Origin of the sequence: Francisella sp. LA112445 (assembly GCF_012224145.1) — a bacterium.
Classification (GTDB): Bacteria; Pseudomonadota; Gammaproteobacteria; order Francisellales; family Francisellaceae; genus Francisella.
The window spans coordinates 239,975-258,742 of the sequence record NZ_CP041030.1; the positions used below are offsets into that span (position 1 = coordinate 239,975).

An 18,768-nucleotide genomic window follows, 5' to 3' on the forward strand; every position below is an offset into this window, starting at 1 on the left:
GTGTCTCGTAAAACAAGTTTAGAAAAATATAGAAATATTGGTATCTGTGCCCACGTGGATGCAGGTAAAACAACTACTACTGAGCGTATCCTTTTCTATACAGGTCTTTCTCATAAGATTGGTGAGGTGCATGATGGTGCAGCTACTATGGACTGGATGGAGCAAGAGCAAGAAAGAGGTATTACAATTACTTCTGCTGCGACAACTACTTTCTGGTCAGGTATGGATCAGCAGTTTCCTGAGCATCGTATTAATATCATTGACACTCCAGGCCACGTTGACTTTACAATTGAAGTAGAGCGTTCTTTACGTGTGTTAGATGGTGCTGTTGTTGTATTTTGTGGTTCATCAGGTGTTGAGCCTCAGTCTGAGACTGTATGGCGTCAAGCTAACAAATATGGTGTTCCAAGAATCGTATTTGTAAACAAGATGGATAGATCTGGTGCTGACTTTGAAAGAGTATGTGGTCAAATCAGAACTCGTCTTAAAGCAAATGTTGTTCCTGTTCAATTAAATATAGGTGCAGAAGAAGACTTTAAAGGTGTTGTTGATCTTATCAAGATGAAAGCAATTATGTGGAATGAAGAAGATATGGGCTTAACATATGAGCTTGTTGACATTCCAGCTGAGCTTCAAGATAGAGCAGAAGAGTTACGTATGGAGATGATTGAGGCTGCGGCTGAGTCTTCAGAAGAGCTTATGGAAAAATATCTTGAAGAAGGTGAGCTTTCTGATGCTGAAATCAAGCAGGGTCTTCGCACAAGAGTTCTTAATAATGAAATCGTTCTTGCGTTCTGTGGATCAGCGTTCAAAAACAAAGGTGTTCAAGCTGTTCTTGATGGTGTTGTTGAATACTTACCAGCTCCTAATCAAGTTGCTGCTATCAAATGTGAAACAGAAGATGGTGAACCAGCTTCTCGTCCTTCATCTGATGAAGAGCCATTTGCAGCTCTTGCGTTTAAACTAGCTACTGACCCGTTTGTTGGTAACTTAACGTTCATCCGTGTTTATTCAGGTGTACTTAAGTCTGGTGATGCTGTTTATAACCCGGTTAAAGGTAAAAAAGAGCGTGTAGGTCGTATCGTACAGATGCACTCTAACAAGCGTGAAGAGATCAAAGAAGTACGTGCTGGTGATATCGCTGCATGTATCGGTCTTAAAGATGTAACTACTGGTGATACTCTATGTGATCAAGATGATGTGGTTATCTTAGAGAGAATGGAATTCCCTGAGCCAGTAATTTCTGTTGCTGTTGAGCCAAAAACTAAAGCAGACCAAGAGAAAATGTCTATAGCTTTAGGTAAGCTAGCTGCGGAAGATCCATCTTTCAGAGTAAAAACTGACGAAGAGTCAGGTCAAACAATTATTTCTGGTATGGGTGAGCTTCACTTAGATATTATTGTTGATCGTATGAGACGTGAGTTCAAGGTTGAGGCTAATGTTGGTAACCCTCAGGTTGCTTACAGAGAGACTATCCGTGGAACTGTTGAACAAGATAGTAAGTTTGTTCGTCAGTCTGGTGGTCGTGGTCAATATGGTCATGTTGTTGTTAAGTTTGAGCCATTAGCTGTTGAAACTAATGAAGCAGGCGAAGAGAAAACATTTGAGTTTGTTGATGAGATCGTTGGTGGTGTAGTACCAAAAGAATATATTGGTTCAGTTGCTAAAGGTATCGAAGAGCAAATGCAAAATGGTGTTTTAGCTGGTTATCCAATGATTGGTGTTAAGGCTACTTTATTTGATGGTTCTTATCATGATGTTGACTCATCTGAGATGGCATTCAAGATTGCTGCTTCTATGGCTCTTAAAGAAGGTGCTAAAAAAGCAAATGCATGTATACTTGAGCCAATTATGAAAGTAGAGGTTGTGACTCCTGAAGATTACCTTGGTGATGTTATGGGTGACCTTAACAGAAGAAGAGGTATCATCGAAGGTATGGATGAGAATCCAAGTGGTAGAGTAATTAATGCTTTAGTTCCTCTTTCAGAAATGTTTGGTTATGCTACTAATGTTCGTTCTATGAGCCAAGGTAGAGCATCGTTCTCTATGGAGTTCAAAAAGTATGCTGAAGTACCAAATAACATAGCTGATGAAATCATCAAATCACGTAACTCATAATAAAAGGATATAATTAAAATGGCTATAAATAATCAACGTATTAGAATTAGATTAAAAGCCTTTGATCATAAGCTTATCGATGTTTCAACTCAAGAAATCGTTGATACAGCTAAGAAAACAGGGGCTCAGGTTAAAGGACCTATTCCTTTACCAGTACGTAAAGAGAAGTTTACAATTCTTATTTCTCCGCACGTAAATAAAAAAGCAAGAGATCAATATGAGATCAGAACTCACAAGAGATTGATCGATATTGTTGAACCTACAGATAAAACTGTAGATGCTCTAATGAAGCTAGATTTAGCATCAGGTGTTGATGTTCAGATCAGTTTAAGCTAATATATACGTTACTTTTTTGAAAAACTCAAAAAATGTAATCAATTAGGTCTCTGTGGTCAATCGTAATCACAGGGTTAATATAATAATAATAGAGGATTAAATAATGTCTTTAGGATTAGTTGGTCGCAAATGTGGTATGACTCGTATTTTTACTGAAGATGGTGTTTCTATTCCTGTAACAGTAGTTCAAGTTGAGCCTAACAAAGTTACTCAAGTTAAAACTACTGAAACAGATGGATATAATGCTATACAAGTAACTACTGGTTTCAAGAAGCGTTCTAATGTAAACAAACCTACAGCTGGTCACTATGCGAAAGCTGGTGTTGAGCCGGGTAGAGGATTGTGGGAATTCGCTATAGATAATGCTGCGGAATATGAAGTTGGTTCATCTATTGAAGCTACTATATTCGAAGCTGGTCAAAAAGTGGATGTTAGAGGTGTATCTAAAGGTAAAGGTTTCCAAGGTGGTGTTAAGCGTCACAACTTTGCTACTCAAGATGCAACTCATGGTAACTCACTTTCTCATAGAGTTCACGGTTCTACTGGTCAAAACCAGACTCCAGGTAGAGTGTTTAAGAACAAGAAGATGGCTGGTCACATGGGTAGCGAAAACGTTACTATTCAGTCTCTTGAGGTTGTGAGAGTGGACGCGGAAAATGGTTTATTACTTTTAAAAGGTGGTATTCCAGGTTCAGTTGGTGGCAATATCATTGTTACTCCAGCTGTTAAAAGTTAGTAGATAAAATATTAAATACCGGAGATTGTTGTGGACTTAAATATAAAATCTTTAGCTGGTGCAGAGGCTGGTGTGGTAGATGTTGCAGATGGTGTTTTTGCAGCAGACTATAACGAATCTCTAATCCACCAGGTTGTTGTTGCTTATATGGCAGGTGCTCGTCAAGGTACAAAAGCTCAAAAGACTAGATCAGAAGTGTCTGGTGGTGGAGCTAAGCCTTGGAGACAAAAAGGTACAGGTAGAGCAAGAGCGGGTACTATCCGTTCTCCTATCTTCAGAAAAGGTGGTGTGACATTTGCTGCTAAGCCTAAGAGTTATAAGCAAAAAGTTAATCGTAAAATGTATTCAGGCGCTATCAAGTCAATCTTATCTGAGCTAGTAAGATCAGGTAGAATGACTGTGGTTGAAGAGTTAAAATTAGAAACTCCAAAGACAAAAGAGTTCAAGTCAGTTGTTGATTCTTTAGGAGTTAATGATGTACTTTTTGTTGTTGGTGTAGAAGAATTTAGTGAGAATGTATACTTATCTTCTAGAAACCTTAAGAATGTAGCAGTATGTGATTCTGTGGAAATTAATCCAGTTTCTTTAGTATGCTTTGAGAACATTGTTTTCACTAAGCAAGCTATAAAAGAAATAGAGGAGAAGTTAGTATGAGTTCTCAAGAAAAATTATTAAAAACTGTAATAAGACCTCATGTTTCTGATAAAACTTATGGTCTTTCAGATACAAACTCAACGATCGTGTTTGAAGTTGCTAGATTTGCAAGCAAACTAGATGTAAAAAATGCTGTTGAGCAGCTTTTTGAAGTTAAAGTTGAGTCTGTGAATATCCTTAATGTTAAGGGTAAGGCGCGTAGATTTGGTCGTGTTGAAGGTAGAACAAAAGCTTGGAAAAAAGCTTATGTGAAGCTTGCTGAAGGACATGATATCAATTTTGTTGGTGCAGAGTAATTATAAAGAAGGTTTATAATCATGATTGAAATAAAAAAAGCTAAACCTACTTCACCTGGCCGTCGCCACGTAGTGAGCGTAAAGAATACAGAATTACATACAGGTAAGCCATTCAAAGGTTTGGTAGAAGCTAAAAGTAAAAAAGCTGGTAGAAACAATACTGGTAGAATTACAGTGCGTCATCAAGGTGGCGGACACAAGCAACACTATCGTATAGTTGATTTCAAAAGAAATAAAGACGATATCACTGCTAGGGTTGAGAGAATCGAGTACGATCCTAACCGTAGTGCAAACATTGCTTTAGTTTTATATGCTGATGGTGAAAGAAGATACATCATCGCTCCTAAAGGACTAAAGAAAGATATGTCTGTAGTTTCTGGTGAAAGAGTTGATATTGCTGTTGGTAACTGTATGCCACTTAGAAACATCCCTCTAGGTACAGTTATTCACAATATCGAAATGAAGCCTAAAAAAGGTGCGCAAATGATCAGAAGTGCTGGTACTTTTGCTCAGTTGGTTGGTAAGGATAATGCATATGCGATTATTCGTCTAAGATCAGGTGAGATGAGAAGAGTACTTTTAGATTGTAGAGCGGTTATAGGTGTGGTATCTAATTCTGAGCATAACTTAAAATCTTTAGGTAAAGCTGGTGCTAAGCGCTGGAGAGGTGTAAGACCTACTGTTAGAGGTGTTGCAATGAACCCAGTAGATCACCCACATGGTGGTGGTGAAGGTCGTACTTCAGGTGGTAGACATCCTGTGTCTCCATGGGGTATGCCTACTAAAGGTTATAAGACGCGTAAAAATAAGTGTTCTAATAAGTTGATTGTTCAAAAACGTAAGTAATTAGGGAGAAGGTTGTGCCTCGTTCATTAAAAAAAGGACCTTTTGTAGATCATCATCTTTTAAAGAAGGTTTTTGAAGCGCAAGAAAGTAATTCTAAGAAGCCAATCAAAACATGGTCAAGAAGATCATTGATTGTGCCAGATATGATAGGTTTAACTATAGCTGTACATAACGGTCAGCAGCACGTGCCTGTTCTTATGACTGAAGAAATGGTTGGTCATAAGTTAGGAGAGTTTGCAGTAACTCGTAACTATCGTGGTCATGCAGCTGATAAGAAAGCTAAGAAGAAATAGTTGGGGTTATATACATGGAAGTACAAGCTAAATTAAAATTTGCAAGAATCTCAGCTCAAAAATGTAGATTAGTTGCTGATCAAATCAGGGGTCTACCTGTAGAGAAAGCTATTAATCTTTTGACTTTTAGTAACAAAAAAGCAGCAGTTCTAATCAAAGATGTTTTAAACTCTGCTGTTGCAAATGCTGAGCATAATGACGGTATGGATGTTGATTCTTTATTTGTTTCAACAGTATTCGTTGATGAAGGTCCTACTATGAAGCGTTTTGAAGCTAGAGCAAAAGGTCGTGGTAATCGTATTTTAAAAAGAACTTCACATATCACTGTGAAAGTTGCTGAGAAAAATTAAGAGGTGTAGTAAAAATGGGTCAAAAAGTAAATCCTAATGGAATTCGATTAGGCATAGTAAAAGAGCATAACTCAACTTGGTATGCTGACTCTTCTGACTACGCTACTAAGCTTAATGAAGATATTAAGGTTAGAGAGTTTTTATACAAAAAACTTGCTTCAGCAGCAGTTAGTAAGATTCAGATTGAGAGACCTGCTCAAAATGCTAAGATTACAATTCATACAGCAAGACCTGGTATTGTAATTGGTAAGAAAGGTGAAGATGTTGAAAAGCTTCGTGCAGAAGTTAACAAGTTAATGGGTGTTCCTGTTCAAATCAACATTGAAGAAGTTCGTAAGCCTGAAATAGATGCTAAATTAGTAGCTGATAGCGTTGCTCAACAATTAGAAAAAAGAGTAATGTTCAGAAGAGCAATGAAAAAAGCTATGCAAGGTGCTATGAAGTCAGGTGCTAAGGGTATCAAGATCATGGTAAGTGGTCGTTTAGGTGGTGCTGAGATCGCACGTTCTGAGTGGGCTAGAGATGGTAGAGTTCCTCTTCAAACATTCAGAGCTGATGTGGACTATGCTACATCAAAAGCTTTAACTACTTATGGTATTATCGGTGTTAAAGTTTGGATCTATAAAGGTGAAATCCTTCCTGGTCAAACGAATCAGAATAATAATAAAAAAGGAGCTAGATAATGCTACAGCCTAAGCGTACAAAGTTTCGTAAACAGCAGAAGATGCGTAATAGAGGCTTAGCTCACAGAGGTAATAAAGTAAGCTTTGGTGAGTTTGGTCTTCAAGCAACATCTAGAGGCAGAATCACTGCTAGACAAATAGAAGCAGGAAGAAGAGCTATTAACCGTCACATTAAGCGTGGTGGTAAAGTATGGATAAGAATCTTCCCAGATAAACCTATTACAGAAAAGCCTCTTGAAGTTCGTATGGGTAAAGGTAAAGGTTCAGTTGAATATTGGGTTGCTCAAATTCAACCAGGACGTGTACTATATGAAATTACTGGTGTTAAAGAAGAATTAGCGCGTGAAGCTTTTGCAAGAGCAGCAGCTAAAATGCCAGTGCAGACAACTTTTGTTGAAAAGCAGGTGATGTAATGAAAAGAAATGATACTTTAAAAGATTATAGAGGTAAAAGTATTGACCAATTGCAAGAAGCGAAAATTGAGTTATTGCAACAATTATTTTCTCTTCGTATGCAAAAGGGTACAGGGCAATTAAAAAAGAATCACTTATTCAAAAGTGCTAAAAGAGATATTGCTCGTATAAATACAATAATATCAGAAAAGAATAAATAGGTGCCTGAAAGATGAGCGATAAAATTAGATTGTTAGAAGGTAAAGTTTCTAGCGTTGCTATGGATAAGACTGTAGTAGTAAGAGCTGAAAGATACGTTAAGCACCCTTTATATGGTAAATTCGTTAAGAAAACTACTAAGTATTATGTTCATGATGAGAAGAATGAATGTAAAGAAGGTGATGTTATCAAGTTCAGAGAAACTAAGCCATATTCAAAAACTAAGAAGTGGTGTTTAGTAGATATTATCCATAGAGAAAAATAATAAATTTGATTTTATTTTTGTTTATTGGTATATTTATCGGACTGCAAAAATCCACAAGCAGTCTTATATAATAATAAATAAGGGTTATTTGTATGATTCAAATGCAAACAGAACTCCAAGTTGCTGATAACAGTGGCGCTAAGAGAGTTGAGTGTATAAAAGTTTTGGGTGGCTCTCATCGCAGATATGCATCTATTGGTGATGTGATTAAAGTAACTGTGAAAGAAGCTGCTCCAAGAGGTAAAGCTAAGAAAGGATCTGTATATAATGCTGTAGTTGTGAGAACAGCTAAAGGTGTGCGCAGAAAAGATGGTTCTAAGGTTCGTTTTGACGGCAATGCTGCCGTGCTACTAAATGCTAACGGACAACCAATGGGAACTCGTATCTTTGGCCCTGTAACAAGGGAACTTCGTACTGAGAAGTTTATGAAGATCGTATCTTTAGCACCAGAAGTATTATAGTTATTTATTGAGGTGTAAGTAATGAATAGATTAAAAAAAGGTGATGATGTAATCGTTATCGCTGGTAAAGACAAAGGTCGCAGAGGCGTTGTTAAGTCATTCGCTAAAGGTGGTTCTTTGGTTTTAGTGGAAGGTATTAATGTTGTTAAGAAACACGTTAAGCCTAACCCAAATAGAGGTGTTGAAGGTGGAGTTGTTGAAAAAGAACTTCCTGTAGATGCTTCTAACGTTGCTATCTTTAACCCAGCTACTGAGAAAGCTGATAGAGTGGGTTATAAGTTTGTTGATGAGAAAAAGGTTCGCTACTTTAAATCAAATGGCGAGCTTGTAGACTTATAGGACTAAGTTTTATGGCAAGATTAAAGGATCATTATCAAAAAGAGCTTGTTGCTAAGTTAAAAAACGAGCTTAATGTAGATAATATAATGGAAGTACCTGCTATTGAGAAAATTACTCTTAATATGGGTGTGGGTGATGCTGCAAAAGACAAAAAGATTATGACTTTTGCATTAAATGATTTGACAGCTATTGCTGGTCAAAAGCCTGTTGTTACTAAGTCTAAAAAATCAATTGCTGGTTTTAAAATCCGTGATGGATGGCCAATCGGTTGTAAAGTTACTTTACGTGGTGAGCGTATGTATGAATTTTTAGATAGACTTATAACAATTGCTATTCCTAGAATTAGAGATTTTAGGGGTTTAAGTGCTAAGTCTTTTGATGGTAGAGGAAACTACAGCTTAGGTATGAGAGAGCAAATCTCTTTCCCTGAGATTGATTATGATAAAGTTGACTCAATCAGAGGTTTAGATATTTCGATAACTACTACAGCTAAAAATGATGACCAAGGAAGAGCTTTGCTTAAAGCATTCGGTTTTCCTTTTAAGTCTTAATCTAAATTGGGGTTTTAAATGGCGAAAAAATCAATGATTCAGAGAGAATTGAAGAGAGAAAAATTAGTAGCTAAATATGCTCAAAAAAGAGCTGAGCTTAAAGCTATTATTCTTGATGTAAATTCTACTGAAGAACAAGTATGGGAAGCTCAAATTAAACTGCAAAAACTACCAGTAAACTCTTCAGCTTCTAGAGTACAAAGAAGATGTAAAGTAACAGGTAGGCCACATGCTGTATACAGAAAATTTGGCTTATGTCGTAATAAGCTTAGAGAGTATGCAATGGCAGGAGATGTTCCTGGTTTGAAGAAAGCTAGTTGGTAATAAGGAATTTTAAGTTATGAGTATGCAAGATCCTATCGCGGATATGTTTACAAGAATCAGAAATGGTCTTTCTTCTGAGAAAGAAACTGTTTCTGTACCATTTTCAAAGTTGAAAATGGAAATCGCAAACTTCTTAGTTAAAGAAGGCTATGTTAAAAGCTGTACTAAAGGTACAACTTCTGCTGGTCATCCTTCTATAGAAATTGAGCTTAAGTATCATGCTGGTACTCCTGTGATCGAGATGATCAAAAGAGTTTCTAGACCTAGTTTGAGAATATATAAGTCTCACGAAGAGCTACCTAAAGTATATGGTGGTTTTGGTGTTGCTATTATCTCTACTTCTAAAGGTTTAGTAAGTGATAGAAAAGCAAGAGCTCTTGGTGTTGGTGGCGAAGTAATTGGCTACGTAGCTTAAGTTAGCAAGGAGATTTGATATGTCAAGAATAGGTAAAAAACCTGTTGCTATCCCAAGCGGTGTTACAATCAACGTTGCTGCTGGCAATCAGGTAGAAGTTAAAGGAGCTAAGGCTACTTTAAACAAAACTTTTTCTACTGATGTGACTTTTAATGTTGCAGATAATGAAGCAACAGTTACACCTAACAATAATAGTAAAAATGCAGTTGCTCAATCAGGTACTGCAAGAGCTATCCTAAACAACATGGTTGAAGGTGTAAGCAAAGGTTTTGAAAGAAAGCTAAAAATTATAGGTGTTGGTTACCGTGCTAAAGCTCAAGGTAGTGAATTAAATCTTACATTAGGTTTTTCTCACCCAGTTGTATATGCTTTACCACAAGGTGTAACTGCAGAGACTCCAGCTCCTACAGAAATCGTTCTTAAAAGCGCTGACAAAGAGCTTTTAGGTAAAGTAGCAGCTGAAATTAGAGACTATAGAAAGCCTGAGCCTTACAAAGGTAAAGGTGTTCGTTATGAAGACGAATATGTAGCTAAGAAAGAAGCTAAGAAGAAGTAGTTAGTAAAGGATAGTATTATTATGGATAAAAAAACTGCTCGTTTAAATCGTAGTAAGCGTACTAGAATTAAGCTAAGAGAATTAGGGCATACTAGACTTTGTGTTTATAGAACACCTAAGCATGTATATGCTCAAGTAATTTCTGGTGATGGTTCTACTGTATTAGCTTCTGCGTCTACTGTAGAGAAAGATGTTAAAGCAAAATGTAAATATACTGGTAATGTTGAGTCTGCTGCAATCGTTGGCGAAGTTATTGCTAATAGATGTAAAGACAAAGGTATCGAGCAAGTTGCTTTTGATAGATCTGGATATAAGTATCATGGACGTGTTAAAGCTTTAGCAGAAGCTGCTAGAGAGCATGGTCTACAGTTTTAATAAATAAAATATGGATGATTATTCATTATGTCTAATGAAGTAAAAAAGAACGAAGAGCTGATTGAAAAGTTAGTTAGTGTTAAAAGACACTCTAAGACAGTAAAAGGTGGTAGAATCATGAGCTTTGCCGCACTAACTGTTGTAGGTGACGGTAAAGGTAGAATTGGTGTAGGTAGAGGTAAATCAAGAGAAGTGCCTGTTGCTATCCAAAAAGCTATGGAAAACGCTAAGAAAAACATGGTATCAGTGAATCTAAATAACGATACGTTATGGTATGCTACTATGGCTAACCATGGTGCTTCAAAAGTGTTTATGCAGCCTGCATCTGCTGGTACTGGTATTATTGCTGGTGGTGCTATGCGTTCTGTATTTGAAGCTGTTGGTGTTCATAACGTTTTAGCAAAAACATATGGTTCAACAAATCCTGTAAACGTTGTTAGAGCAACAATCTCAGGCTTGGCGAAAATTAAATCACCAGAACAGATCGCTGATAAAAGAGGTCTATCTGTTGAAGAGATTCAGGGGTAATTAAAATGAGCGAAGCTAAAACATTTAAAGTTACTTTAGTAAAAAGCCTGATTGGTCGTAAGCAAAACCACATAGCATCTGCTAGAGGTTTAGGCCTAAGAAAGATCAACCACACTGTTGAAGTATTAGATACTCCAGCAAATCGTGGTATGGCTAATAAAATATATTATATGGTTAAGATAGAGGGGTAGTATCAAATGAAATTAAATACAATTGCTCCTGCTGCTGGCTCTAAAAGCGCTCCAAAAAGGCTTGGTCGTGGTATAGGAAGTGGTTTAGGTAAAACTTCTGGTAAGGGTCACAAAGGTCAAAAAGCACGTTCAGGTGGTTACCATAAGGTAGGTTTCGAAGGTGGTCAAATGCCTTTACAAAGAAGACTACCAAAATTTGGTTTCACTTCTGCGTCTAAAAGATTTGTTGCTGAGATCAGACTTCATGAGTTAAATCATGTAGCTGCTGATGAAGTAACTCTAGATACTTTAAAAGATCTTGGTCTTATTAGAAAAGATATTAAAACAGCAAAAGTAATAGCTTCTGGAGAAATCGAAAAAGCTGTTAACCTTAAAGGTATAGCTTGCACAAAAGGTGCTAAAGAAGCTATCGAAAAAGCTGGTGGTAAAGTAGAGTAAGATTAAAGATATGTCAAAGTTTAATAGTGCTTCTGGTACAACAGGTGAATTAAAATCAAGACTAATTTTCGTAGTTATTGCTATATTAGTATTTAGATTAGGAGTATATATTCCTATACCTAATATTGATCCTACAAAATTGGTTCAAATTATTTCAAATCAACACTCATCAACAAGTGGTTTGATGAGCATGTTTAATATGTTCTCTGGTGGCGCTCTTACTCAAATGAGTATCTTTGCTTTGGGTGTGATGCCTTATATTTCTGCATCGATTGTCTTTCAAATGTTATCAGCTGTATATCCTAAGTTTATAGAGCTGAAAAAAGAAGGTGAATCTGGTCAGAAAAAAATCACTCAGTATACAAGATATTTTACTCTTGCTTTGGCTGTAGTGCAATCATTTGGTATTGTTGCATTTGTTCTGCATCAAGATGGTTTAGTAACAACTAACAATATGCCGTTATTTTATTTAACAACTATTGTTTCAGTTACTACTGGTAGTATGTTTTTGATGTGGTTAGGTGAGCAAATCACGGAAAGAGGTGTGGGAAATGGTATTTCACTACTAATTTTTTCGGGTATTATTGCAAACCTTCCATTTGAAATATCAAATACTCTATCTCAGGCAAATCAACATGTAATATCATATTTATCTGTTTGGGTTCTTTTAATACTTCTTTTGTTAGTAATAGCATTTGTAGTATTTATGGAAAGCGCACAGAGAAAGATTACTGTGAATTATGCAAAAAGACAGCAGGGCAGAAAAATGTTTGCTGCTCAGACTAGTCATTTGCCGTTGAAGCTAAACATGGCTGGTGTAATCCCAGCGATCTTTGCTTCATCTATACTTATGGTTCCAGGTGTTTTAATTGGTTGGTTATCTAACTATAATTCACTAGGCTGGTTAGCTGATGTTGCTGAGATGTTACAACCAGGTAGTATAGTTTATACAGTAGTATTTGCTGCGACTATTATATTTTTCTGTTTCTTTTATACTTCATTAGTATTTAATCCAAAAGAAACGGCGGATAACTTAAAGAAATCTGGCGCTTATATTTCGGGTGTAAGACCTGGTGAGCAAACAGCTAAGTATATAGATGCAGTTATGACAAGATTAACTTTAGTTGGTTCATTATATATTACAGCTATATGTTTGTTACCGATATTTGTAGTGAAATTCTTTGCACAAGGTTTATCATTTACATTCGGTGGAACATCTTTACTAATTGTTGTAGTTGTGATGATGGACTTTATGGCTCAGGTTAGATCACATATGATGTCAACACAATATGATTCTTTACTGAAAAAAGCAAATCTTAGCGGTAAGAGAAAATAGAGAAATATTTTTTGGAGAAATATAATGAAAGTTAGAGCTTCAGTTAAAAAAATGTGTAGAAACTGTAAAGTTATCAAGCGTAACAGAGTTGTTCGTGTGATATGTACAGACCCTAGACATAAGCAAAGACAAGGTTAATCAGTCAAGCAAAATTAAATAAAGCTTGATTATTTGTTTTTAAAAAGTTATCCTAGCAAGTTACTAATTGCTTTGATAGCAAATAAATTAAGAATAATTATTTAGGAGTGAATTAGATGGCTCGTATAGCTGGTGTTAATATTCCTGTTCATAAACATACAGTAATAGGATTAACTTCAATTTATGGAATAGGCAAGACAAGAGCACAACAAATATGTGAATCTTGTAAACTAGATCCAACTGTTAAAATCAAAGAATTAACAGAAGAGCAAGTTGAAGCCTTAAGAACAGAGGTTGCTAAATATACTGTAGAAGGTGACCTGCGTCGTGAAGTTTCTATGGACATAAAAAGACTTATGGACTTAGGTTGCTTCAGAGGTAGAAGACATCGTCGTAGCCTTCCTGTAAGAGGGCAAAGAACGAAGACTAATGCTCGTACTCGTAAGGGTCCAAGAAAGCCAATCAAGGCGTAATACAATTATAACTATAAAGATTAAAGGGTAGATTATATGGCTAAGTCTGTTAGATCATCAAAGAAAAAAGTAAAAAGAGTAGTTACTGATGCAGTTGCTCATATTTACTCATCTTTTAATAACACTATAGTGACTATCACAGATAGACAAGGTAATGCTTTATCTTGGGCAACTTCTGGCGGTAGTGGCTTTAGAGGTTCAAGAAAAAGTACACCTTTCGCTGCTCAGGTTGCAGCAGAAAGAGCAGCTGATATGGCTCTAGAATATGGTGTTAAAAATGTAGATGTTTTAGTAAAAGGACCAGGTTCAGGTAGAGATTCAGCTGTTAGAGCTTTAAACGCTAAGAACCTAAAAGTATCAAGTATAACAGATGTGACTCCATTACCTCATAATGGTTGTCGTCCTCCTAAGAAACGTCGTGTTTAATATTTTAAAGGGAAATAAATAATGGCTAGATATCTAGGACCAAAGTGTAAACTTTCTAGAAGAGAAGGTACTGACTTATTTTTAAAAAGTGGCGTAAAAGCTAACGACGAAAAATGCAAAATGAATACTGCGCCAGGTCAACATGGAGCAAGAAGAGCGCGTCTTTCTGACTATGGTTTACAGTTAAGAGAAAAGCAAAAAGTTCGTCGTATGTACGGAGTTTTAGAAGGTCAGTTCAAAAAATACTATCTTGAAGCTAATAGAAGAAAAGGTAACACTGGTGCTACTTTATTAGAAATATTAGAATCAAGATTAGACAATGTTGTTTATAGAATGGGCTTTGCTGCTACTCGTGCAGAAGCTAGACAACTTGTTGTTCATAAAGGTATAGTTCTTAATGGACATACTTGTAACGTACCATCTGCTCAAGTTAAAGCTGGTGATATAGTTGCAGTAAGAGAGAAAGCTAAAAAACAATTAAGAATTCAAAATGCTGTTGAGCTTGCTAAAAGTAGAAAAGAACTTTCTTGGATCGATGTAAATACTGATTCATTAGAAGGTACTATGAAGGCTTCTCCAGACAGATCTGAGTTATCATCAGACATAAATGAACAATTAATCATCGAGCTTTACTCTAAGTAATAATAAATAATATTTTATTATCTTTAGTGGCTCTTTATGGCCTTTATTTCAAGGAGATTTTTTAGTGAGTAATAATAATTCAAACCAAGAATTTTTACCTAATATACAGCTTAAAGAGGATTTAGGTGCTTTAGGATATAAAGTACAGCTTTCTCCTGTAGAAAAAGGTATGGCTCATATCCTTGGCAACTCTATTAGAAGGGTTTTATTATCTTCTCTTCCTGGTGCATCTATTATTAAAGTAAATATTAAAGATGTATTACATGAGTATTCTGCTTTAGAAGATGTCAAAGAAGATGTTGTCGAAATCGTTTCTAACTTAAAGAAAGTAGCAATCAAACTTGACAAAGGCGTTGAAAGTGTTGAGTTAGAGTTATCTGTTGATAAAGCAGGTGTTGTTACAGCTGGTGACTTTAAGACAACTCAAGGTGTAGAGATTATAAATAAAGATCAACCTATAGCTACTTTGACAAATCAAAGAGAGTTCAGTTTAGTTGCAACAGTTGACTATGGCAGAAATGTTGGAATACTTTCAGCTGTACCAATTGAACTAGACAGAGTTGGTGATATAGCTGTTGATGCAGACTATAACCCAATCAAAAGAGTTGCATTTGAAGTAATTGATAATGGTGATAGTGATATTCTAGAAGTATTTTTGAAAACAAATGGTACTGTAGAACCACTAGCAGCTGTTACAAAAGCTTTAGAATATTTTTGTGAGCAAATGTCAGTTTTTGTATCTCTTAAAGTACCAAGCAATGGTAAAACTGGAGATGCTTTATTAGATTCTAATATTGATCCTATACTTCTTAAACCAATTGATGACTTAGAGCTTACTGTAAGATCATCTAACTGTTTAAGAGCTGAGAACATCAAGTATCTTGGTGATCTTGTTCAATACAGTGAGTCTAAACTTATGAAGATACCTAATTTAGGTAAAAAATCTCTAAATGAGATTAAGCAAATATTGATAGACAACAACTTATCTCTAGGTGTTCAGATTGATAACTTTAGAGAGTTAGTTGAAGGAAAATAAATTAATAAATATAGTAATCATATAATATTAACTATAAAGGAGTAATTACTATGAGACATCATAAGAAAGGTAGAAAATTTGGTAGAACTAGTAGTCATAGAAAAGCTATGTTTAAAAACATGTCAGCTTCTTTGATCAATCATGAGCTTATCAAAACTACTTTACCAAAAGCTAAAGAGTTAAGAACTATCGTTGAGCCTTTAGTTACTTTAGCTAAAAGAGAATATAAATTAAGAAATGAGTTAGATGTTAATTCTAACGAGTTCAAAGCACAATCAGTTGCTTTAAGAAGACAAGCTTTTGACTTCTTAAGAAACAAAGCTGCTGTAACTAAGCTTTTCGAAGAGTTTGGTGCGCGTTATGCAGAAAGAGCTGGTGGTTACACTAGAATCCTTAAGTGTGGTTACAGATTTGGTGATAAAGCGCCTATGGCTTTCATCGAATTAGTAGACAGACCTGAAGTAGAAGAAGCTGCTGACGAAGAATAATATCTCTTTTTATCTCAAAATTCTTATCCAAAAATATCTAAATTTTTATTCTCATTATTCCAAATATATTTGCTAAAATTACTTTATAATTTTTTATTATTTAGTTTATTTATATGGCTCATAAACTTTACCAGTGTGTAATTATCATATTGGTTATTATTAATTCTATAACCTTAATAACGCAAGTAGATTATGGAGATATAGATTACCTTAACTATGTTAATATTATTTTTTCAGCGATTTTTTCTATCGAATATATTATTAGATTAGTTATATCGCCTAAGAAATTAGTGTTTATTTTTAAGTTTTATAATGTTATCGATTTTATAGCTATCTTTTTACCGTTGATACTAGCTATGTTTGGTGTAAATTCTCATGAGTTAATTGTGCTTAGATTGTTACGTATATTCAAAATATTCCAAAATTCAGCAATTATGAATAGATTAATTAATGTCTTTAAAAAAATCTATCTTGAGCTGTTAGTATCATACTGTTTAATCTTTGTAATATTAATAATATCTTGTGTAATGATGTTTTACGCAGAGCATAATGCACAACCACAGGTATTTTCAACTATATCAAAGACATTATGGTGGGGAGTGACGACTCTAACAACGGTTGGGTATGGTGATATGTATCCTGTAACGCTAGCAGGTAGAATTATAGCTGCAGCTCTTTCAATGCTTGGTATAGGAGTTTTTGCTATTCCTAGTGGCCTTATAGGAGGTGCTTTTATTGAAGAAATGCGACAAGAACGCGAGGAAGCTGCTAAAAAGAAATGTAAGATTGATAAGGGTTCTTTGCCAGATTAGTCTTTAAAAGTGTAATTAATATAAAAAATTCTTGAAAAAAATAATAATAACTCTCATATATACATTGTCATAGATTTTATTTAAATGAGTATAACAAAAGAGGGTTATATAAAATGTCAGAAAAAAAATATACTTTTGAAACTGAGGTAGATAAATTACTTCACCTTGTAATTCATTCGCTATATTCAAATCGTGAAATTTTCCTAAGAGAGCTTGTATCTAACAGTTCTGATGCAATTGAGAAGCTAAGATATGAAAGTATCTCAAACACAGAATTAAGTGAAGGTGATGCAGATTATGCAATAAAAGTAGATTTTGATAAAGATGCTAAGACTATTACAGTTAGTGATAATGGTATTGGTATGACAGAAGAAGAGGTTATTGACAACCTTGGTACTATTGCAAAATCTGGTACTAAGAAATTCTTAGAAAGCCTAACTGGTGATAAGAGTAAAGATAATGAGCTTATTGGTCAGTTTGGTGTTGGTTTTTATTCATCATTTATCGTTGCTGATAAAGTTACTGTTAGAACTAGAAAAGCAGGTCAAGATAAGGCTCAGGCAACTAAGTGGGTTTCTGATGCGAAAAATGGCTTTACAGTAGAAACTATCACTAAAGAAAAACGTGGTACAGAGATAACTCTTCATATCAAAGAAGATCAGTTAGATCTACTTGAGCATAACTTATTAAAAGGCTTAGTTCACAAGTATTCTGATTGTATCAACACTCCAATTCAAATGAAAAAAGTTGAGCATGATAAAGATGGCAAAGAAACTATCAAAGATGAGTATGAGACTGTAAACAATACTAAAGCTATTTGGTTAAGATCAAAAGATGAAGTAACTGATGAAGAATACCAAGAGTTTTATAAGTATATATCTCATGATTTTGCTAATGCTTCAATGTGGATACATAACAAAGTAGAAGGTAACCTTGAGTACAACAGCTTGTTGTATATTCCAGAGAATAAGCCTTTTGACTTCTGGAATAGAGATAAAGATTATGGTTTATCATTGTATGTGCGTAGAGTCTTCATTATGGAGAATAAGGAATTACTACCTCCATATTTAAGATTTGTTAAGGGTGTTATTGACTCTGCTGATTTACCACTAAACGTATCACGTGAGATATTACAGCATAATAAAGTTATTGATAAAATCAGAAAAGCTACAACTTCTAAAATTCTTAGTGAGCTTAAAAAACTTGCTAATAAAGATACAGAAAAATATCAAAAATTCTGGGATAACTTTGGTCAAGTGCTGAAAGAAGGTGTATCAGATGATTACTCAAATAAAGAAAAGATTGCTGGTCTATTAAGATTTGCAACTACTGAAAGTGGTGACTCTAAGCAGACAGTTTCTTTAGCTGACTATATTTCGCGTATGAAAGAAGGTCAAGATACTATCTACTATATTACATCTGATAGTTATAAAGCTGCTGCGAATAACCCTCAACTTGAAGCATTCAAGAAGAAAGGTATCGAAGTAATCCTAATGTCAGATCGTATCGATGAGTGGATGATGTCTACATTGACTGAGTTTGATGGTAAGCATATGAAGTCTATTATCAAAGGCGATATCGATCTTGATAAGTTTGAGACTAAAGAAAACAAAGAGAAATTTGAAAAAGAATCTAAAGATTTCAAAAAAATCTTAGAAGAAGTAAAAGAAACTCTAAAAGATAAAGTTGAAGATGTGCGTTTATCTAAGCGTCTAACTGATTCACCAAGTTGTGTAGTTGTAAATGACTATGGTATGAGCTTACACATGCAAAAGATGATGGAGGAAGCTGGACAGTCATTTATGCCTGGTATGGGTATGAAGCCTATCTTAGAGCTTAATGCTGAGCATCATTTAGTACAAAAACTAAAAGATGAAGCTGATACAGAAGTATTTGGTGATATTTCTGAGTTACTTCTAATGCAAGCAATGTTTGTTGAAGGTGCTAAAATAGAAGATCCTATGTCTTTTGTTAAGCTTGTAAATAAATATATCAGATAGTTTTTCTTTCCTTTTTATCTATAAACTTCTTCTTTATAATCTTTTAGTAGT

The 18,768-nt window shown here is 35.1% G+C and carries 31 protein-coding genes; all 31 read left to right on the top strand.

Annotated features, from left to right (window positions below; genetic code table 11):
* The 31 genes from fusA (at position 1) to htpG (ending at position 18,717) form a co-directional block, all read left to right on the top strand.
* The gene (fusA, locus tag FIP56_RS01180; protein ID WP_192577177.1) at positions 1–2,118 is read left to right on the top strand and encodes an elongation factor G; all 2,118 of its coding nucleotides are present in this window, start codon (positions 1–3) and stop codon (positions 2,116–2,118) included.
* A gap of 24 nt (positions 2,119–2,142) precedes the next feature.
* On the top strand, positions 2,143–2,454 hold the full coding sequence (rpsJ, locus tag FIP56_RS01185) for a 30S ribosomal protein S10 (protein ID WP_040010754.1): 312 nt from the start codon (positions 2,143–2,145) through the stop codon (positions 2,452–2,454).
* A 103-nt stretch (positions 2,455–2,557) separates the two neighbouring features.
* On the top strand, positions 2,558–3,190 hold the full coding sequence (gene rplC / locus FIP56_RS01190) for a 50S ribosomal protein L3 (RefSeq protein ID WP_192577178.1): 633 nt from the start codon (positions 2,558–2,560) through the stop codon (positions 3,188–3,190).
* 30 nt (positions 3,191–3,220) lie between these two features.
* Positions 3,221–3,844, top strand: coding sequence for a 50S ribosomal protein L4 (rplD, locus tag FIP56_RS01195; protein WP_192577179.1), 624 nt, complete (start codon positions 3,221–3,223; stop codon positions 3,842–3,844).
* Positions 3,841–4,140: a 50S ribosomal protein L23 gene (rplW, locus tag FIP56_RS01200; protein ID WP_192577180.1), complete on the top strand. Its 300-nt coding sequence runs from the start codon at positions 3,841–3,843 to the stop codon at positions 4,138–4,140. Before rplD ends, rplW begins: the two co-directional genes overlap by 4 nt.
* A gap of 21 nt (positions 4,141–4,161) precedes the next feature.
* Complete coding sequence (rplB, locus tag FIP56_RS01205; protein WP_192577181.1) at positions 4,162–4,986, top strand: 50S ribosomal protein L2; 825 nt, start codon at positions 4,162–4,164, stop codon at positions 4,984–4,986.
* Positions 4,987–5,000: 14 nt separating this feature from the next.
* The gene (rpsS, locus tag FIP56_RS01210) at positions 5,001–5,279 is read left to right on the top strand and encodes a 30S ribosomal protein S19 (protein WP_004286613.1); all 279 of its coding nucleotides are present in this window, start codon (positions 5,001–5,003) and stop codon (positions 5,277–5,279) included.
* Between the two features lie 14 nt (positions 5,280–5,293).
* Positions 5,294–5,629, top strand: coding sequence for a 50S ribosomal protein L22 (gene rplV / locus FIP56_RS01215; protein WP_072711268.1), 336 nt, complete (start codon positions 5,294–5,296; stop codon positions 5,627–5,629).
* Between the two features lie 14 nt (positions 5,630–5,643).
* Positions 5,644–6,312 carry a 30S ribosomal protein S3 gene (gene rpsC / locus FIP56_RS01220; protein WP_192577182.1) on the top strand — a complete coding sequence of 223 codons (669 nt, stop codon included), beginning with the start codon at positions 5,644–5,646 and terminating at the stop codon, positions 6,310–6,312.
* The gene (gene rplP / locus FIP56_RS01225; protein ID WP_072711270.1) at positions 6,312–6,725 is read left to right on the top strand and encodes a 50S ribosomal protein L16; all 414 of its coding nucleotides are present in this window, start codon (positions 6,312–6,314) and stop codon (positions 6,723–6,725) included. Before rpsC ends, rplP begins: the two co-directional genes overlap by 1 nt.
* Positions 6,725–6,925 carry a 50S ribosomal protein L29 gene (rpmC, locus tag FIP56_RS01230; protein ID WP_072711271.1) on the top strand — a complete coding sequence of 67 codons (201 nt, stop codon included), beginning with the start codon at positions 6,725–6,727 and terminating at the stop codon, positions 6,923–6,925. Before rplP ends, rpmC begins: the two co-directional genes overlap by 1 nt.
* Before the next feature lie 11 nt (positions 6,926–6,936).
* Positions 6,937–7,188 carry a 30S ribosomal protein S17 gene (rpsQ, locus tag FIP56_RS01235; protein ID WP_192577183.1) on the top strand — a complete coding sequence of 84 codons (252 nt, stop codon included), beginning with the start codon at positions 6,937–6,939 and terminating at the stop codon, positions 7,186–7,188.
* A 92-nt stretch (positions 7,189–7,280) separates the two neighbouring features.
* The gene (gene rplN / locus FIP56_RS01240; RefSeq protein ID WP_150466862.1) at positions 7,281–7,649 is read left to right on the top strand and encodes a 50S ribosomal protein L14; all 369 of its coding nucleotides are present in this window, start codon (positions 7,281–7,283) and stop codon (positions 7,647–7,649) included.
* Between the two features lie 21 nt (positions 7,650–7,670).
* On the top strand, positions 7,671–7,988 hold the full coding sequence (gene rplX, locus FIP56_RS01245; protein ID WP_192577184.1) for a 50S ribosomal protein L24: 318 nt from the start codon (positions 7,671–7,673) through the stop codon (positions 7,986–7,988).
* A gap of 11 nt (positions 7,989–7,999) precedes the next feature.
* Positions 8,000–8,539 carry a 50S ribosomal protein L5 gene (rplE, locus tag FIP56_RS01250; protein WP_192577185.1) on the top strand — a complete coding sequence of 180 codons (540 nt, stop codon included), beginning with the start codon at positions 8,000–8,002 and terminating at the stop codon, positions 8,537–8,539.
* Positions 8,540–8,557: 18 nt separating this feature from the next.
* Positions 8,558–8,863 (top strand): 30S ribosomal protein S14, encoded by a 306-nt coding sequence (rpsN, locus tag FIP56_RS01255; RefSeq protein WP_044525522.1) that lies wholly within the window; start codon positions 8,558–8,560, stop codon positions 8,861–8,863.
* A gap of 16 nt (positions 8,864–8,879) precedes the next feature.
* Positions 8,880–9,278: a 30S ribosomal protein S8 gene (rpsH, locus tag FIP56_RS01260; protein WP_192577186.1), complete on the top strand. Its 399-nt coding sequence runs from the start codon at positions 8,880–8,882 to the stop codon at positions 9,276–9,278.
* 19 nt (positions 9,279–9,297) lie between these two features.
* The gene (gene rplF, locus FIP56_RS01265) at positions 9,298–9,834 is read left to right on the top strand and encodes a 50S ribosomal protein L6 (RefSeq protein WP_072711277.1); all 537 of its coding nucleotides are present in this window, start codon (positions 9,298–9,300) and stop codon (positions 9,832–9,834) included.
* 21 nt (positions 9,835–9,855) lie between these two features.
* The gene (gene rplR / locus FIP56_RS01270) at positions 9,856–10,209 is read left to right on the top strand and encodes a 50S ribosomal protein L18 (RefSeq protein ID WP_192577187.1); all 354 of its coding nucleotides are present in this window, start codon (positions 9,856–9,858) and stop codon (positions 10,207–10,209) included.
* Between the two features lie 27 nt (positions 10,210–10,236).
* Positions 10,237–10,737, top strand: a complete 501-nt coding sequence (gene rpsE, locus FIP56_RS01275) for a 30S ribosomal protein S5 (protein WP_072711279.1) — start codon at positions 10,237–10,239, stop codon at positions 10,735–10,737.
* A gap of 5 nt (positions 10,738–10,742) precedes the next feature.
* The gene (gene rpmD, locus FIP56_RS01280; protein ID WP_150466856.1) at positions 10,743–10,928 is read left to right on the top strand and encodes a 50S ribosomal protein L30; all 186 of its coding nucleotides are present in this window, start codon (positions 10,743–10,745) and stop codon (positions 10,926–10,928) included.
* A gap of 6 nt (positions 10,929–10,934) precedes the next feature.
* Positions 10,935–11,366: a 50S ribosomal protein L15 gene (rplO, locus tag FIP56_RS01285; protein ID WP_192577188.1), complete on the top strand. Its 432-nt coding sequence runs from the start codon at positions 10,935–10,937 to the stop codon at positions 11,364–11,366.
* Between the two features lie 10 nt (positions 11,367–11,376).
* Entirely contained in the window at positions 11,377–12,702 is a 1,326-nt protein-coding gene (gene secY / locus FIP56_RS01290; protein ID WP_192577189.1) for a preprotein translocase subunit SecY, read from the top strand.
* Positions 12,703–12,726: 24 nt separating this feature from the next.
* The gene (rpmJ, locus tag FIP56_RS01295; protein WP_003017816.1) at positions 12,727–12,840 is read left to right on the top strand and encodes a 50S ribosomal protein L36; all 114 of its coding nucleotides are present in this window, start codon (positions 12,727–12,729) and stop codon (positions 12,838–12,840) included.
* A gap of 116 nt (positions 12,841–12,956) precedes the next feature.
* Positions 12,957–13,313, top strand: coding sequence for a 30S ribosomal protein S13 (gene rpsM / locus FIP56_RS01300; protein ID WP_192577190.1), 357 nt, complete (start codon positions 12,957–12,959; stop codon positions 13,311–13,313).
* 36 nt (positions 13,314–13,349) lie between these two features.
* Positions 13,350–13,739, top strand: a complete 390-nt coding sequence (rpsK, locus tag FIP56_RS01305) for a 30S ribosomal protein S11 (RefSeq protein ID WP_072711284.1) — start codon at positions 13,350–13,352, stop codon at positions 13,737–13,739.
* A 21-nt stretch (positions 13,740–13,760) separates the two neighbouring features.
* Complete coding sequence (rpsD, locus tag FIP56_RS01310) at positions 13,761–14,381, top strand: 30S ribosomal protein S4 (RefSeq protein WP_192577191.1); 621 nt, start codon at positions 13,761–13,763, stop codon at positions 14,379–14,381.
* Between the two features lie 64 nt (positions 14,382–14,445).
* The gene (locus tag FIP56_RS01315) at positions 14,446–15,417 is read left to right on the top strand and encodes a DNA-directed RNA polymerase subunit alpha (RefSeq protein ID WP_192577192.1); all 972 of its coding nucleotides are present in this window, start codon (positions 14,446–14,448) and stop codon (positions 15,415–15,417) included.
* A 50-nt stretch (positions 15,418–15,467) separates the two neighbouring features.
* The gene (rplQ, locus tag FIP56_RS01320) at positions 15,468–15,905 is read left to right on the top strand and encodes a 50S ribosomal protein L17 (RefSeq protein WP_072711287.1); all 438 of its coding nucleotides are present in this window, start codon (positions 15,468–15,470) and stop codon (positions 15,903–15,905) included.
* 113 nt (positions 15,906–16,018) lie between these two features.
* On the top strand, positions 16,019–16,717 hold the full coding sequence (locus FIP56_RS01325) for an ion transporter (protein ID WP_192577193.1): 699 nt from the start codon (positions 16,019–16,021) through the stop codon (positions 16,715–16,717).
* Between the two features lie 113 nt (positions 16,718–16,830).
* Positions 16,831–18,717: a molecular chaperone HtpG gene (htpG, locus tag FIP56_RS01330; RefSeq protein WP_192577194.1), complete on the top strand. Its 1,887-nt coding sequence runs from the start codon at positions 16,831–16,833 to the stop codon at positions 18,715–18,717.
* Positions 18,718–18,768 lie beyond the last annotated feature (51 nt).

Bases quoted from the DNA above. Each gene is read 5' to 3' on its own strand.
- rplC (WP_192577178.1), top strand. From the start codon at position 2,558: ATGTCTTTAGGATTAGTTGGTCGCAAATGTGGTATGACTCGTATTTTT.
- rplW (WP_192577180.1), top strand. From the start codon at position 3,841: ATGAGTTCTCAAGAAAAATTATTAAAAACTGTAATAAGACCTCATGTT.
- rplB (WP_192577181.1), top strand. From the start codon at position 4,162: ATGATTGAAATAAAAAAAGCTAAACCTACTTCACCTGGCCGTCGCCAC.
- rplV (WP_072711268.1), top strand. From the start codon at position 5,294: ATGGAAGTACAAGCTAAATTAAAATTTGCAAGAATCTCAGCTCAAAAA.
- rpsC (WP_192577182.1), top strand. From the start codon at position 5,644: ATGGGTCAAAAAGTAAATCCTAATGGAATTCGATTAGGCATAGTAAAA.
- rplP (WP_072711270.1), top strand. From the start codon at position 6,312: ATGCTACAGCCTAAGCGTACAAAGTTTCGTAAACAGCAGAAGATGCGT.
- rpmC (WP_072711271.1), top strand. From the start codon at position 6,725: ATGAAAAGAAATGATACTTTAAAAGATTATAGAGGTAAAAGTATTGAC.
- rpsQ (WP_192577183.1), top strand. From the start codon at position 6,937: ATGAGCGATAAAATTAGATTGTTAGAAGGTAAAGTTTCTAGCGTTGCT.
- rplN (WP_150466862.1), top strand. From the start codon at position 7,281: ATGATTCAAATGCAAACAGAACTCCAAGTTGCTGATAACAGTGGCGCT.
- rplX (WP_192577184.1), top strand. From the start codon at position 7,671: ATGAATAGATTAAAAAAAGGTGATGATGTAATCGTTATCGCTGGTAAA.
- rplE (WP_192577185.1), top strand. From the start codon at position 8,000: ATGGCAAGATTAAAGGATCATTATCAAAAAGAGCTTGTTGCTAAGTTA.
- rpsN (WP_044525522.1), top strand. From the start codon at position 8,558: ATGGCGAAAAAATCAATGATTCAGAGAGAATTGAAGAGAGAAAAATTA.
- rpsH (WP_192577186.1), top strand. From the start codon at position 8,880: ATGAGTATGCAAGATCCTATCGCGGATATGTTTACAAGAATCAGAAAT.
- rplF (WP_072711277.1), top strand. From the start codon at position 9,298: ATGTCAAGAATAGGTAAAAAACCTGTTGCTATCCCAAGCGGTGTTACA.
- rplR (WP_192577187.1), top strand. From the start codon at position 9,856: ATGGATAAAAAAACTGCTCGTTTAAATCGTAGTAAGCGTACTAGAATT.
- rpsE (WP_072711279.1), top strand. From the start codon at position 10,237: ATGTCTAATGAAGTAAAAAAGAACGAAGAGCTGATTGAAAAGTTAGTT.
- rpmD (WP_150466856.1), top strand. From the start codon at position 10,743: ATGAGCGAAGCTAAAACATTTAAAGTTACTTTAGTAAAAAGCCTGATT.
- rplO (WP_192577188.1), top strand. From the start codon at position 10,935: ATGAAATTAAATACAATTGCTCCTGCTGCTGGCTCTAAAAGCGCTCCA.
- secY (WP_192577189.1), top strand. From the start codon at position 11,377: ATGTCAAAGTTTAATAGTGCTTCTGGTACAACAGGTGAATTAAAATCA.
- rpmJ (WP_003017816.1), top strand. From the start codon at position 12,727: ATGAAAGTTAGAGCTTCAGTTAAAAAAATGTGTAGAAACTGTAAAGTT.
- rpsM (WP_192577190.1), top strand. From the start codon at position 12,957: ATGGCTCGTATAGCTGGTGTTAATATTCCTGTTCATAAACATACAGTA.
- rpsK (WP_072711284.1), top strand. From the start codon at position 13,350: ATGGCTAAGTCTGTTAGATCATCAAAGAAAAAAGTAAAAAGAGTAGTT.
- rpsD (WP_192577191.1), top strand. From the start codon at position 13,761: ATGGCTAGATATCTAGGACCAAAGTGTAAACTTTCTAGAAGAGAAGGT.
- rplQ (WP_072711287.1), top strand. From the start codon at position 15,468: ATGAGACATCATAAGAAAGGTAGAAAATTTGGTAGAACTAGTAGTCAT.
- FIP56_RS01325 (WP_192577193.1), top strand. From the start codon at position 16,019: ATGGCTCATAAACTTTACCAGTGTGTAATTATCATATTGGTTATTATT.
- htpG (WP_192577194.1), top strand. From the start codon at position 16,831: ATGTCAGAAAAAAAATATACTTTTGAAACTGAGGTAGATAAATTACTT.